This window comes from Vibrio sp. Vb1729 (genome assembly GCF_033338655.1).
Classification (GTDB): domain Bacteria; phylum Pseudomonadota; class Gammaproteobacteria; order Enterobacterales; family Vibrionaceae; genus Vibrio; species Vibrio alginolyticus.
The window spans coordinates 21,301-35,204 of the sequence record NZ_JAWOTB010000010.1; the positions used below are offsets into that span (position 1 = coordinate 21,301).

Consider the following 13,904-nt stretch of genomic DNA (forward strand, 5'->3'; position numbering starts at 1 on the left):
AGTGACTTATTCGCCTTTGTAAATACAACCCGCTGTGCACGTTTCTTTGATTTCGACTTTACTTAGCAGTGGTAAGCTTGGCTTAAGCTGCTGCCAAATCCATTTTGCTAACACTTCGCTAGTCGGGTTCTCTAACCCTTCAATGTCGTTTAGGTAGTAATGGTCTAAGCGATTGTAAATTGGTTTAAATGCAGCTTTGATCTCTGCAAAATCCACTACCCAACCTGTATGTGGATCAACTTCACCTTCTACATAAAGACGAACAAGGAAAGAGTGTCCGTGCAAACGACCACACTTGTGACCTTCTGGTACGTGTGGCAAATGGTGTGCTGCTTCGAACATAAACTCTTTGTATAATTCTGTTTTCATCTTGATTCTCAGGCTTTAAAAAGACAGGCAATACTAAGGAATTCGCTGCCAAGAGACAAGCGTTACCCCATACAAGCGTAGCAAAAACTTCCGCTGGTTCCTGGCCTCTTTGCTATCACTCACACCAAAGCGCCGTATTTCTGTCACGCGCCAAACATTTGATTACACAGCACTCACATCACAATTACATATCCCCAACATGTGTGGGGTCACAATCATTCATTTCGTTGTTCGCAGTGCGCATTTGTGCACATTAATATTGTGCAGTTCGTTCCAATTACACTTATAAATTTATGCGCTCAACTATCACTTTTAAGCTCTTACTGGCGTTAATTGCTGTCTTCAGCTGCGTTCTAGCTGCCTCTACGGCTTACCAATACCATCAACAAAAAACCTTAATCAATGATGTTCTTAGTGAACAACTCCATGATAAGGCTAGTAATTATTTCGATAGCCTAAATATGATGATGCTTACGGGCACCATGTCGCAAAAAGAAACCTTACGTCAAAAGGCCCTGGCCCAAGAAGGCATTGAAGCAGTTCGCGTGTTGCGAGCTGATACTGTGACCAAACTTTACGGACCTGGGCAACAAAACCAGCAGCCTGTCGATGATATTGATCAACGAGCGTTGAATGGTGAACTGGTGATTGAACCAATCTCAGCCGATTGGGGCAAAGGGTTAGTAGTCGCACTACCAATGAAATCGAGCGAAAATTACCGTGGCACCAACTGCGTTTCTTGCCACGTTGCACCAGCAGGAGAAGTGTTGGGCGCGATTCGCTTGGAATACAACATGAATCATGTCAATTCAATGATCAGTAAACAGGCAATGTTTGCGATGGGAATAATGGCCGTAATCGCATTTGTGGGCTTCATCATAACGATGAGTTTGATTCAGAAAATCATTGTACGACCAATTCAAAGAACGTCGAAATTCATGTCGAATGTGAGCCATAGTAAAGATCTATCTCAACGACTGATGCATCACCAACAGGATGAAGTGGGCCAACTTTCTACAGCCATCAATTCATTCATGGACACGGTCTCCGAAAGCTTAGAACGTGTGCAAGACACCTCTCACTCACTTGCCGACTCCGCGAGTAAACTAACTGCTGTCGCGCAGTCCACAGATAAAGCGGCCAATAACCAACAGCTAGAGACCAGCGAAGTACAAAGCAATATCACCGATATGCTGCAGCAACAAACTGCTGTTGAGGACTCGACTAACAACGCTACTGTTTTGGTCAATCACACCGTTGATGTCGCCACTCATAGTGCAAGCCAAGCACACAATGTAAGTGAAGACATCAAACAACTAGTAAGTAACATTGATACCGTACGGGAAAAAATCAGCTCTCTAAACCAAAGAACCGAAGAAGTGTCGTCCATTCTTGTGGTTATTAAGGGTATTGCAGAACAAACCAATCTGCTCGCGTTGAATGCTGCTATTGAAGCCGCCCGTGCCGGAGAGCAAGGGCGCGGTTTTGCGGTCGTCGCGGAAGAAGTGCGTAACCTGGCTTCTAGGACGGCTGAGGCCACTGGTAATATTGAACATATCATTTCTCAATTCCAGCAAGGAAGTGAAGAGTCATTAACTTCTGTTGATACCGTCTGCCAGTTTGCTCATCAACGCTCTGTCGATGTCGAGGCACTATCAGCCACAATGCATAACGTTGTTGACGAAATGCGCCAAGTGCTCAGACATGCAGAAGATATCCAAAACCAGACGCAAACCACATCTGATGTAAGTCAGCATATTCAATCTAAAATAGATGTGATCACACTGCATGCTAACGACACATCGCAATCAGCATCGCACACGCGTGATATTAGTGTTGATTTAGAGCATCTATCCGAACGTTTAGAGCAATTACTAAACCAATTCACACTTTCAGAGCACAAAAGAGTGAATAAATAGAGAGATTCTCCCCATCAAAACGAATATAAAGGTTGATGCGAGCGAATTGACAGGTAATATGTCTCGTTGAATCTGTAAAATGCTACCCAACTCAGCGCTTAGCTTGTTTTTTGAACAAAAATGTTATTAGACAAGTACTTTAAGTAAGCGTTGAGTTGAATTTTTACCTCAATGGAGAATATTGAAAACATGACTTACGCGCCTGTATCAGACGTATTGAAAGGTCAGCTAGCAGTAGACAGCGAAGTGACTGTTCGTGGCTGGATCCGTTCACGTCGTGATTCCAAAGCTGGAATCTCTTTCCTTGCCATATATGACGGCTCTTGTTTCGACCCGATTCAGGCCGTGGTCCCAAATAATCTTAATAATTACGAAGACGAAGTATTAAAGCTAACGACTGGCTGCTCTGTTGAAGTAACTGGTAAGATTGTTGAATCTCCTGCAAAGGGTCAAGACTTCGAACTTGCTGCCACTGACGTTAAAGTGGTTGGTTGGGTTGAAGATGCTGAAACTTACCCAATGGCAAAAACTCGTCACTCAATCGAGTACCTACGTGAAGTTGCGCACCTACGTCCGCGCACAAACGTAATCGGTGCAGTAGCACGTGTACGTAACTGCCTATCTCAAGCAATCCACCGCTTCTACCACGAGCAAGGTTACTTCTGGGTATCTGCGCCGTTGATCACGGCTTCAGATGCTGAAGGCGCTGGTGAAATGTTCCGCGTATCTACGCTAGACATGGAAAACCTTCCTCGCACTGACGCTGGTAAAGTGGACTACAACGAAGACTTCTTCGGTAAAGAGACGTTCCTAACCGTATCTGGTCAGCTAAACGCAGAAGCTTACGCTTGTGCGCTAAGCAAAGTTTACACTTTCGGCCCTACTTTCCGTGCTGAAAACTCAAACACAAGCCGCCACCTAGCAGAATTCTGGATGGTTGAGCCTGAAGTTGCGTTCGCAGAACTGGATGATGTAGCGAAACTGGCTGAAGACATGCTCAAGTACGTGTTTAAAGCAGTGCTTGCAGAGTGTCGCGATGACCTTGAGTTCTTCGCTCAACGCATCGACAAAGAAGCAATCACTCGTCTAGAGCAGTTCGTTTCTTCTGACTTCGCGCAAGTTGACTACACTGACGCAATCCAGATCCTTCTTGATTCAGGTCGTGAGTTCGAATTCCCAGTTGAATGGGGTATCGATATGTCTTCTGAGCACGAGCGTTTCCTTGCTGAAGAACACTTCAAAGCACCTGTAATCGTTAAGAACTACCCGAAAGACATTAAAGCATTCTACATGCGTGCTAACGATGACGGTAAAACAGTTGCAGCGATGGACGTTCTAGCACCGGGCATCGGCGAAATCATCGGTGGTTCTCAGCGTGAAGAGCGCCTAGACATTCTAGATGCACGTATGCGTGAAGTGGGTATCGATCCTGAACATATGAGCTGGTACCGCGACCTACGTAAATACGGTACAGTGCCACACGCAGGCTTCGGTCTGGGCTTCGAGCGCCTAGTATCTTACGTAACTGGTATGGGCAACGTTCGTGACGTGATCCCATTCCCACGTACTCCTCGCTCTGCGAACTTCTAATCACTTTTTAGTGATATGGAATTAAAAAGACCTCCCATGTGGAGGTCTTTTATTTTGTACGAATGATTTTCTAGCAACCGATGTATGCACTCTAGTTGTTATTTTCGTCGTCATCCTCATCTGCTCGCGCTGCGTATTTTACTCCAACCACACACAAGCCAAACATCACAAATGGGATAACGGCAGCAGTGTATTCCGTCCAAACCATATGAGAAAAAGATTTCGCCAATATCAAGTGTGCAAAAACCAACAAAAATGCGCTAAAAATAGCAACACCCATCAACCTAAGTTCATGCTTTACCAACTGCTTTTTCATTACGGCTCCTAACCTAAATGGTTGTCTGCCCATGATTGAAACACAGCTTCGGTATCGTCCACTGATACAGTTTGAGCAAAAAACAGGTAAACAGTTGGCTAATGAAGTAATTCTCCGACCGTCTTCACGGCTTGTTCTAATTCATCATTTACAAGTAACGATGTATTAAGCCTCAGGTAGTTCTCATAATTTGGAGCGATAGAAAACAACTGACCAAATGCTACAGTGATGTTCGCTTCCAATAACTTCTGATAAATCGCTTTTCCGCACTTTGTTTTCGGCAGTTCTATCCAAAGAAAATAGCCGCCTTCCGGTTGCGTGTAACGAATCGATTGGGGAAAGTACTTATCAACCAGTTCAATAAACGCCAATTGCCGCTGCTCAAGATTCTTTCGCAGTTTTCTAAGATGGCTATCATAACTATCGTTTTGCAAGTAATGCGCGATACCCTGCTGGATTGGTGCACTGCCTGACAACGTCGAGATAAGTTGCAGCTTTTGAAGTTGCTCATTGAAGCGTTTGTTTACCACCCAGCCCAGCCTATAGCCAGGGCAAAGGCTTTTTGAAAATGATCCACAATACAACACGCGCTCTTGTGTATCAAAAGCTTTAAGTGAGCTTGGCTTTTTTTCAGAAAAATAAAGCTCTGAATACACATCATCTTCGATCAAGTACACATCGTATTTATCAGCCAGTTCGACGATACGTTGCTTCTGCCAGTCACTTAATAAGGTTCCTGTTGGATTGTGAAAGTTAGTCATTAACCAACATGCGCGAACATCATTGTCGGCAAAAGTCGCTTCAATTTGATCCACTGAATGTCCAGTTAACGGATCCACCGTTATTTCTATCGCCTTTAGACCTAAACGTTCAATCGCTTGAAGTGCGCCATAAAACGTCGGTGATTCAACTACAACAGTATCTCCAGGCTGGGTCACGGCCTGAAGGCTCAAATTCAACGCTTCTAATGCGCCAGAAGTAACGACAATATCATCATGGGTAAACACCATACCTTGTTGGATGTACCGTTGAGCAATCAAACGGCGTAAAGACTCACAGCCCGGCGGCAAGTTATCCAATAACGTCTCTGCCCCCATCTTCCTGCCTGAGCTGGCTAGGTTGCGGTTTAGCGCTTCTAATGGGAACAATGCTGGGTCTGGAAACGCGGAGCCAAACTTCACCGCATTCGATGAGGCCTGATTTTTGAGGTAGTCGTAAAGTTCATCGTTGATGCTAGAGCGATAAACGGAAGTGGCTGGAGAACTCGGTTCGAAGCGGTCCAACTCCGCAGTCACAAAGTATCCAGACTGAGGTTTCGCTGCGACCCAACCTTGTGCTTCGAGCAGCTGATAAGCTTGTAATACCGTACCTGCGCTGACAGAATGGTTTCGGCTTGTTACACGCACTGATGGCAGCTTTTCCCCTGCTCTCCATGTATTTTGCTGAATCTGCGTTTTGAACAGCTCAGCCAGTTGACGGTATCGGTTCATGTTTCCCTCATTTCACTTACAGCCGCACCATAGCATACTTCGCGCCAGCATTCTGATATGGGAGTATTCAATTTAGCAACGTAATTTATCAAGCTTATCAATAGATATTTCAGCCACGAAGTGAGCGTTTATATCCCATACTTTGACTGTTACACACATATTGCCTCACATCTTTGCAATACCTAAAAGCCAAGGTTTTACGTTGGACTGAGTGCGTTAAACTCACTTCGAGCTACGGTCTTTAAATCAGGAGGAAGCGATGAAAGTTTTTACAATGGACGATCTCTCGTATCGCGGAAAACATAAAGGTGTACATAGTTGGGACCATCCTGGCAGTACCACCCCTTATTATTGGCATCCTGATTGGCTGCATATCGCTGAAGATGCTTTGGGTGAACACAAAAAGGCTGACCTTGAAGTCCCTGATGGAGAAACAGCTACAGAAGAGCATGTAAAAGCGGCGATTCTCAAACACTTGAATGACGAGTAGTTTAGGCTCTATCACCGTTCAAGAATAGCATTAGGTAGGCGAATCCATCGTCGTATGCTTTAAACACAAATAAAGCTAAAACCTGCCAAATAGTAAATTCTTCTGAATGAGAAGTACGCATCTTCTATCGCGTTCAAAGGGCAAAATAAGTCGATTGTTATCACATTAATTTTCATTACATCTGTTACATTTAAATAGTAATGGTGATGCACACCTCAACTCATGGATTATGAGAGAAAACAATAATGGCGAAATACAACGAAGAAGATATTAAATACAAAGGTGAATCCAACGGCGTACATTCTTGGAGCTCTCCTTCCGGCCAACCTTATTACTGGCATCCAGATTGGTTACACGTTGCAGAAGATGCGACGGGTACGCATCCGAAGCAAAAACTTGAAGTTGAAAAGACAGAAGTACCAACCGAAAAACACGCATTAAAAGCGATCTTAAAGCATATGAACGACTGGGCGACTGAAAAACTTTCTTCTAACCCTGACATCGAAACCAATGCGGTTGAGTCGGAAATCAATCTGAAGAAGTAACCCCAACCGATATCCATACTTCTAACAGTAAACGCTCCACCTTTGGTGGGGCGTTTTTGTCTCAACAAATCCTCACTAGACAACTATAAACGCGTTAACGCAAAGCACTGAATTGAAACGATTGGGATGTGTACAAAACTTCTCCAATCATGGCATAAATGCCCTTCAAACTCTGTGCCTACCAAACGTTTTCATGGCAAAAACTTTAGTTATGTTAGAATTCTGTTTCAAATCGCAACTTTTTTAGGTTTTCTTTTCAGTAACGGTTGTAACCAATATTGCTGAAAGGTATAAATGTTAGCACACCCCTTCGATTAACATGGATGAAGATTATGTTTGAAAAAGTAGTTGCCGCTCCGGCTGACCCTATTCTTGGCCTTACTGAAGAGTTTAAAAAAGATGCTCGCGCAGAAAAAATTAACCTTGGCGTAGGTATTTACAAAAACGAGCAAGGCGAAACTCCCGTTCTTGCGACAGTAAAGAAAGCTGAAGCAGCACTTGTTGAAACTGAAAAAACCAAATCTTACCTAACCATCGAAGGCACAGCAGAGTACGGCATTGCAGTGCAAAAACTGCTTTTCGGCTCTGATGCAGAAATTGTAAACGAAAAACGCGCTAAAACAGCTCAAGCTCCGGGTGGTACTGGTGCACTACGTGTTGCCGGCGAGTTTATTAAACGTCAACTAGGCGATGTAAAGATCTGGATCAGCAACCCAACATGGGCGAACCACAACGGCGTATTTACTGCTGCTGGTATCGAAACGGCACAATACAGCTACTACAATGCTGAAACAAAAGACAAAGACTTCGATGCGATGCTAAATGATCTTCAATCTGCATCTGAAGGCGACATCGTGCTTCTACACGGCTGCTGTCACAACCCTACAGGGATCGATCCTACAGCTGAAGAATGGGAAACATTGGCGAAACTTGTCGCAGAGAAGAAATTGCTTCCTCTGTTCGACTTCGCCTACCAAGGCTTTGCTAAAGGTGTGGAAGAAGATGCTGCAGGTCTTCGTACTTTTGCTAAGTACAACAAAGAAATCCTAGTCGCGAGCTCTTTCTCGAAAAACTTTGGCCTATACAATGAACGCGTAGGTGCCTTCACGTTAGTAGCTGAGTCAGAAGAAGTCGCAACAACCGCATTTTCTCAAGTTAAAGCCATTATTCGCTCTATCTACTCTAACCCACCTGCACACGGCAGCGCTGTCGTGACTCACATTCTTGGCAACGCCGAAATGCGTGCGGAATGGGAAGCTGAAGTAGCAGAAATGCGTGACCGTATTCAAGAAATGCGTGAACTGTTTGTAGCGACACTAAAAGCAGAGGGTGTGGACGCAGACTTTAGTTTCATCGAACGTCAAAATGGTATGTTCTCTTTCTCTGGTCTTTCTAAAGAGCAAGTTAACCGCCTTAAAGAAGAGTTCGGTATTTACATTGTCGGTTCTGGCCGAATCAGTGTTGCTGGTATGACGAAGTCAAATATGGGCCCTCTGTGTAAAGGCATTGCAGCAGTTTTATAATCGACTGTCGCATACTTCATTAAAAGGAAAGGTCAGCATAAGCTGACCTTTTTTGTTTTAACTTAACGCCAAAAACGAACCCGTCCGATCTAGTAGACAAACTTCAAACTCAGCCCAACTTCATTGACGTAATCTGAGCTTTCACCGCTGTAATCAGTATCTCTAAACTGATAAAAAAGACCAGTGCCGATGACTTTATGCCATTGGTAGTTAAGACCGATCTTAAAATTGTTCTCATCAACGATATCACTACTGTTCAACTCCACTTCAGCTGTCGCAATAAGCTTTTCACTGAGCAAGTAATTCACCCCAACAGTTACAGCTTGAATCAATTCGCTATCGGAAGACAACGTATTATCCGTTTTGTCGTCCGTCGCTTTCGCTTTGATTGCGCCTATTCCATATATCCCGTAGATATCGAATTGCTCTGTAACTCCATAACGGTAACCACCACCAAACAAAAGGCGGTCAATGCGAAGAGTAAAATCATCCGGATGGAAAAACTGCGCTGAGTAATCAACATTAAACAACCAGTTCTCAGTAAACAAATAGTTACCACCGAGTCCAACTGTGGTCGCATTAGAGTTATCTAACCATTCTTCGTTTGTCGTTCCGGCACCAACATCCAAATGAATGTGTTCGTACCCAAATTTTTCTGCTTGGTCCATGACCGCTGCGCTTGATATCGCCGGCAAAGCAGCTAAAGAAACAAGCAATAAATTTCTCACCATTCGACTTCCTTTCATGAGAATTATCTAAACACTGTATTCCATCGCCTGAGCTACTTGGCTCAAGAAGAATAGCTTAATCTAAAGACGTGATAACGATCTGAAACAGCCAAAGATCTAATCAGTCATCACGAAGAAAACATATCGACGACGTCTTTTTCAATTGAGGTGACCATATAGTAGTAAAAATGAAGCTCCCTTATCGTGCGATATGTCAGAATCTTATGACTGAGCACGAAAATCGCGGTTCAGATAAGACTCTGTTTTAAAACTAAGTTAAGATTACTTTATTATTTGCGAACTAAAAGGCGCCTTCGATGGATGCAGAACTTCTCGAGATTTACAACTTTCTCGCCAAGTATCCCCCGTTCAATGAACTCCCTGAAGAAACACTAAACAAGGTGACAGAGAGTGTCGAAATCTCGTACTACCGAGAAGATACCCCCATCATCCATTTTGGAGACTATATCCAAGATTTATACGTGGTGCGAAGCGGTGTTGTTGAAGTTTATCGACGCAAAGGTGAGCTGTATAACCGCCTTGACGAAGGTGACCTATTTGGCCAGATGGGCATGCTCACCAATAACAAAGTCCGCTTTCCGGTAAAAGCCATTGAGGATACCCTGCTCTACTGTATTCCTGGTGACATTTTCCAAGAAATTTACGATAACTTTGATTCCTTTGCGGATTTTGTTGAAGTTGAAAATAGCGCTCGTTTACGCCAAGCCATTTCAGAAAACAAAGACGCCAATGACCTGACGACGTCGAAAGTGAAAACCTTGCTGACTGGCGATGCTCATACGATTGATCGTGGTCAGACAATCCAGCAAGCCGCGCAGCAAATGGCGAATGACAACGTATCGGCTTTACTTATCGTCGACCCAGATTTCGTTCGTGACGAAGACGATCCACAGTCCCCAGTACTTGGTATCATTACTGACCGTGATTTGTGTACCCGTGTGTTAGCTGAAGGTTTGTCCCCACAGGACGATGTGTCTAGTGTGATGACCACGGAGGTCATGTCTCTTGACCACAACGCTTACATCTATGAAGCAATGTTAACGATGCTGCGTTACAACGTACATCACCTACCAGTGGTAAAAAACCAATTACCAATTGGTATTATCGAAACAACCGACATTGTTCGTTATGAATCTCAGAATTCGTTGTTGCTGGTGAGTAGTATTTTCCAACAACAGACTATCGAAGATTTAGCAGTTGTTGCCGAAGAAGTGAAAAGCAGCTTCGTGCGTCTGGTCAATGAAGATGCCAACTCTCACATGGTGGGTAGCGCGATGTCGGTCATTGGCCGAAGCTTCAAACAGCGTCTGCTAGAAATGGCAGAAGAAGAGCTTGGCCCACCGCCAATTCCTTATTGTTTCCTTGCACTTGGCTCAATGGGGCGAGATGAGCAACTGTTGGTGACTGACCAAGATAACGCCATCATTCTAGATGAGACTTATCAAGAAGAGAAACATGGTAAATACTTCGAAGCCCTAGCAAAATACGTCAGCGATGGGTTAGATGCCTGTGGCTACAAATATTGCACAGGTGATATTATGGCAACCAACCCACTATGGCGCATGACTCGTTCAGAGTGGGAAGAGTGTTTTGCTGACTGGATTGATAACCCGAACCCGAAAGCACTACTCAACGCCTCCATCTTTTTCGACTTGGATGGCGTCTATGGCCGCTTAAAATGGGCAGAACAGTTAACTAGCTTTATTGTTCGTCGCGCTCGAAAGAACAACCGCTTCTTAGCGTGTTTGGCTCGTAACGCACTAAACAGAACACCACCTCTGGGCTTCTTTAAAGACTTCGTGATGGAAAAAGATGGCAGACACAACAACTCCATCAACCTCAAACGTCGCGGTACTGCTCCTCTGGTCGACTTAATTCGCGTTCACTCTCTGGCGGTTGGTTCACGTGCACAGAACTCGTTTGAGCGTCTTGACGACATTATTGATGCTGGCATTTTGCCAAAAGGTCGAGCACAAGACTTAAAAGACGCGTTAGAATTTATTTCCATGGTACGTATTCGTCACCAAGCGACGGATGTGGAACTAGGCATTGATCCTGATAACAATATCGAACCGGAAAACCTCTCTGAGTTTGAACGTCGCAACCTAAAGGATGCATTCCAGATCCTAAGCAATGGTCAAAATTTCCTTAAGTTCCGCTACCAAGCGAACAAGAGCTTTAAGTGAGGTTTAGCATGATTAAAAAGCTCTTTCAGAAGCCAACCATTCAGTGGCCAACGAAGTTTGAACAAAAGCTGGAGATGGCGAAGGATGAGAATTTAATTGCGTTTTATAGCAACAAGCCGCCTGCTCCAGAAACACCGTTATCTGAGGTGGAGTTCGTGGCGTTAGATTTCGAAACGACGGGTTTGAATCCTGAAAAACATGACATCATTACTATTGGTTTGGTGCCGTTTAACCTGAAGCGAATTTTCCTACGTAACTCGCGTCATTGGAAGGTACGTCCACAGCGTGCACTCGATGAAGATTCAGTCATTATACACGGTATTACTCACAGCGAATTGATCGATGCACCTGACTTAGGCGATATCTTAAGCGAGCTGCTACCATGCTTAAGCGGGAAAATCATTGTTGTTCATTACCGTCGTATCGAGAGAGAGTTTCTGGATAAAGCGCTCAAAAGCCGTTTAGGGGAAGGTATTGAGTTTCCTGTTTTAGATACGCTGCACCTTGAAGAAACGATTCAACAGAAACGTTCAGGCTCTCTCTGGGAGCGTTTAAAAGGGAAAAAACCAGAATCGGTTCGGCTAGCGCAATCTCGACGCCGTTATGGGCTGCCAGACTATACGCCTCACCATGCATTAACCGATGCAATTGCTACCGCAGAGCTACTGCAAGCGCAAATCGCCCATCATTACAGTGAAGAGCAACCCATCAGTGAGTTCTGGCTGTAATATACTTCACGCTTAATAGCGATCAAAAAAGGAGCCAGATGGCTCCTTTTTACTTAGGTTGAGACAAGATTACAGCTTAAAGCGTTGAATCTCTTGTTCAAGTTCGTGTGATAGCTCAGACAGGTGAGCAGCTTGTTCTGCTGCTTGATGAGCTTCGACTGACAGCTCGTTAGACACGTCACGAATACCTTCAGTGTTACGAGTGATCTCAGTGGTTACCGATGCTTGCTCTTCTGCTGCTGAAGCAATCTGCGTTGCCATATCACTGATACGCTCAACAGCAGTGTGGATTTGCGTCAAGCTCGCTGCAGCCGCATTGGCATCATCAACACTGGTATCAGCTAGACGACGACTGTCACCCATAATACCGACCGCTTTGGCTGTTGTGCCTTGTAGCATCTCGATAGTTTCTTGAATCTCTTGCGTTGAAGCATGAGTACGTTGGCTCAATACGCGGACTTCATCTGCAACCACAGCAAAACCACGACCTTGCTCACCTGCACGTGCCGCTTCGATCGCCGCGTTCAGTGCAAGTAGGTTCGTTTGCTCTGCAATGCCTTGAATCGTTGATAGAATCGTATTGATGCTATTTCCGTGTGCTTCTAGCTCTTGAATCACATCAGTAGCAACTTGAACTTCTTGCGCTAAGTTCTGAATAGAGCCTTGCGTTTGAGTTACTTGGCTAGAACCATGTGAACAAGCTTGAACCGCTTCTTCTGAGTTACTTGCCGTGCTATCAGCATTACCTGCAATTTCTTGTGTCGCTGCTGCCATTTCGTTCACAGCCGTCGCCACCATGTTGATTTCATCTTGCTGGTAAGAGATACGCTGACTACGCTCCTCAGCTTGCTGTGCTGTCGTGCGTGCTTGCTCTGAAAGCGCAGAAGATACGTGGCTAAGCTTAGTAACCATTGTGTGCATGTTGCCAACAAAACGGTTGAAGTTTTCCGCCAGTTTACCTACTTCATCATCACTGCGTGGTTCTAGGCGTTGCGTTAAGTCACCTTCGCCAGATGCAATTTCTTCCAGTGCATTTGATACGCGGTTCAAGTCACGGAACAAGAAACCAACTAGCCAAGAAACTGCAAGAATAACCACAATCGTGATCGCCACAGCAGTGAACAATAGATCTCGTAGCAATACCGCATGACCTGCTTCTTCTGTTGCGCGATCCATTTCAATCGCAAACATCCAATGCGTACCAGGAACTTTATTGAAGTAGTAAAGCTTCTCTTTTCCTTTGATTACCGTATCTTCGATACGACCTTCATCGGCGGCGCGCTCAATTGCCTCTTCTGAAAAATCTTTTAGAACACTGGTGATAGGCTTAAGCGTCAAGCTTTTATCTGGATGCGCTAAGAAGGTGCCTTCATTCATGTCGATTAGCATCGCATGCGCGTTTTCACCTGCATCTAAGTTAATCACATCGCTGATAAGCTGATCGATCAGTACGTCCGCACCAACAACACCAACAAACTGACCATTTTTCATTACTGGCTCAGCAATGGTCACAAGTAGTGCATTCGTGATTGCGTCTTGATATGCGGCTGTGATGATTTGCTTACCCGCGGCATCAGCATCCTTGTACCAAGGACGTGTGCGAGGGTCATAATCAGCACGGTTACGCTCCGGATGAGAGCGGTACATATCACCGTTTGGTGTACCAAGGAAGATGTCATCGAAGCCACCAGCCTTGCGAGCTTGTTGTAGGAAAGGAACAACGTCTTGCTCGGTCGAGTAGTCGTTGAACGCAGTGGCAATATCTTTACGGATATTGACCCAATCAGAAATTCCCTCTGACGCAGTAGTACTAAGACTTTGCGCACGTGAATAGACACCTGAACGAGTCTGATCAAATAATTGACCAGCCGACAACCAAGTAAGTGCTGTTGCCATCACAACAACAGCAGAAAGGCTTGCGCCTATAAGCTTTTGTTTTAATGATAATTTCATATTTATAGTTTTTTGAGTTGGGAGAACAGTTAAGGTGCATGAATAT

General features: G+C 44.6%; 12 protein-coding genes. 7 read left to right on the top strand and 5 right to left on the bottom strand.

Annotation, left to right across the window (positions count from 1 at the left end; genetic code table 11):
- Positions 1–6 precede the first annotated feature (6 nt).
- Positions 7–369: a 6-carboxytetrahydropterin synthase QueD gene (gene queD / locus R7E29_RS04595; RefSeq protein ID WP_005376896.1), complete on the bottom strand. Its 363-nt coding sequence runs from the start codon at positions 367–369 to the stop codon at positions 7–9.
- A gap of 293 nt (positions 370–662) precedes the next feature.
- Here queD and R7E29_RS04600 point away from each other — a divergent pair, with 293 nt between their 5' ends.
- Both R7E29_RS04600 and asnS read left to right on the top strand, forming a co-directional pair.
- Positions 663–2,288: a methyl-accepting chemotaxis protein gene (locus R7E29_RS04600; RefSeq protein WP_042522778.1), complete on the top strand. Its 1,626-nt coding sequence runs from the start codon at positions 663–665 to the stop codon at positions 2,286–2,288.
- Positions 2,289–2,477: 189 nt separating this feature from the next.
- Positions 2,478–3,878, top strand: coding sequence for an asparagine--tRNA ligase (asnS, locus tag R7E29_RS04605; protein ID WP_017636101.1), 1,401 nt, complete (start codon positions 2,478–2,480; stop codon positions 3,876–3,878).
- A 91-nt stretch (positions 3,879–3,969) separates the two neighbouring features.
- Here the strand turns inward: asnS and R7E29_RS04610 are convergent, their stop codons facing one another.
- Both R7E29_RS04610 and R7E29_RS04615 read right to left on the bottom strand, forming a co-directional pair.
- Positions 3,970–4,194 (bottom strand): hypothetical protein, encoded by a 225-nt coding sequence (locus tag R7E29_RS04610; protein ID WP_017636102.1) that lies wholly within the window; start codon positions 4,192–4,194, stop codon positions 3,970–3,972.
- A gap of 98 nt (positions 4,195–4,292) precedes the next feature.
- The gene (locus R7E29_RS04615) at positions 4,293–5,684 is read right to left on the bottom strand and encodes a PLP-dependent aminotransferase family protein (RefSeq protein WP_054577020.1); all 1,392 of its coding nucleotides are present in this window, start codon (positions 5,682–5,684) and stop codon (positions 4,293–4,295) included.
- Between the two features lie 259 nt (positions 5,685–5,943).
- Here R7E29_RS04615 and R7E29_RS04620 point away from each other — a divergent pair, with 259 nt between their 5' ends.
- The 3 genes from R7E29_RS04620 to R7E29_RS04630 all read left to right on the top strand — a co-directional run bounded on the left by R7E29_RS04620 (position 5,944) and on the right by R7E29_RS04630 (position 8,242).
- On the top strand, positions 5,944–6,174 hold the full coding sequence (locus R7E29_RS04620; RefSeq protein WP_005376886.1) for a hypothetical protein: 231 nt from the start codon (positions 5,944–5,946) through the stop codon (positions 6,172–6,174).
- A gap of 245 nt (positions 6,175–6,419) precedes the next feature.
- Complete coding sequence (locus R7E29_RS04625) at positions 6,420–6,719, top strand: hypothetical protein (RefSeq protein WP_005376885.1); 300 nt, start codon at positions 6,420–6,422, stop codon at positions 6,717–6,719.
- 332 nt (positions 6,720–7,051) lie between these two features.
- Positions 7,052–8,242: an amino acid aminotransferase gene (locus R7E29_RS04630; RefSeq protein ID WP_005376884.1), complete on the top strand. Its 1,191-nt coding sequence runs from the start codon at positions 7,052–7,054 to the stop codon at positions 8,240–8,242.
- Between the two features lie 89 nt (positions 8,243–8,331).
- Here R7E29_RS04630 and R7E29_RS04635 read toward each other — a convergent pair whose 3' ends face one another.
- A complete protein-coding gene (locus R7E29_RS04635; protein ID WP_017636106.1) occupies positions 8,332–8,973 on the bottom strand; it encodes an outer membrane beta-barrel protein in 642 nt (213 codons plus the stop codon).
- A gap of 314 nt (positions 8,974–9,287) precedes the next feature.
- Here R7E29_RS04635 and R7E29_RS04640 point away from each other — a divergent pair, with 314 nt between their 5' ends.
- Complete coding sequence (locus R7E29_RS04640) at positions 9,288–11,177, top strand: DUF294 nucleotidyltransferase-like domain-containing protein (protein ID WP_017636107.1); 1,890 nt, start codon at positions 9,288–9,290, stop codon at positions 11,175–11,177.
- Positions 11,178–11,185: 8 nt separating this feature from the next.
- A complete protein-coding gene (locus R7E29_RS04645) occupies positions 11,186–11,905 on the top strand; it encodes a 3'-5' exonuclease (RefSeq protein WP_005376881.1) in 720 nt (239 codons plus the stop codon).
- A 69-nt stretch (positions 11,906–11,974) separates the two neighbouring features.
- Here R7E29_RS04645 and R7E29_RS04650 read toward each other — a convergent pair whose 3' ends face one another.
- Positions 11,975–13,858, bottom strand: a complete 1,884-nt coding sequence (locus R7E29_RS04650) for a methyl-accepting chemotaxis protein (protein ID WP_005376880.1) — start codon at positions 13,856–13,858, stop codon at positions 11,975–11,977.
- Between the last annotated feature and the right edge of the window lie 46 nt (positions 13,859–13,904).

Excerpts from the sequence above, each read along its gene's own strand:
- queD (WP_005376896.1), bottom strand. The coding sequence starts at position 369 with ATGAAAACAGAATTATACAAAGAGTTTATGTTCGAAGCAGCACACCAT.
- R7E29_RS04600 (WP_042522778.1), top strand. The coding sequence starts at position 663 with ATGCGCTCAACTATCACTTTTAAGCTCTTACTGGCGTTAATTGCTGTC.
- asnS (WP_017636101.1), top strand. The coding sequence starts at position 2,478 with ATGACTTACGCGCCTGTATCAGACGTATTGAAAGGTCAGCTAGCAGTA.
- R7E29_RS04610 (WP_017636102.1), bottom strand. The coding sequence starts at position 4,194 with ATGAAAAAGCAGTTGGTAAAGCATGAACTTAGGTTGATGGGTGTTGCT.
- R7E29_RS04615 (WP_054577020.1), bottom strand. The coding sequence starts at position 5,684 with ATGAACCGATACCGTCAACTGGCTGAGCTGTTCAAAACGCAGATTCAG.
- R7E29_RS04620 (WP_005376886.1), top strand. The coding sequence starts at position 5,944 with ATGAAAGTTTTTACAATGGACGATCTCTCGTATCGCGGAAAACATAAA.
- R7E29_RS04625 (WP_005376885.1), top strand. The coding sequence starts at position 6,420 with ATGGCGAAATACAACGAAGAAGATATTAAATACAAAGGTGAATCCAAC.
- R7E29_RS04630 (WP_005376884.1), top strand. The coding sequence starts at position 7,052 with ATGTTTGAAAAAGTAGTTGCCGCTCCGGCTGACCCTATTCTTGGCCTT.
- R7E29_RS04635 (WP_017636106.1), bottom strand. The coding sequence starts at position 8,973 with ATGGTGAGAAATTTATTGCTTGTTTCTTTAGCTGCTTTGCCGGCGATA.
- R7E29_RS04640 (WP_017636107.1), top strand. The coding sequence starts at position 9,288 with ATGGATGCAGAACTTCTCGAGATTTACAACTTTCTCGCCAAGTATCCC.
- R7E29_RS04645 (WP_005376881.1), top strand. The coding sequence starts at position 11,186 with ATGATTAAAAAGCTCTTTCAGAAGCCAACCATTCAGTGGCCAACGAAG.
- R7E29_RS04650 (WP_005376880.1), bottom strand. The coding sequence starts at position 13,858 with ATGAAATTATCATTAAAACAAAAGCTTATAGGCGCAAGCCTTTCTGCT.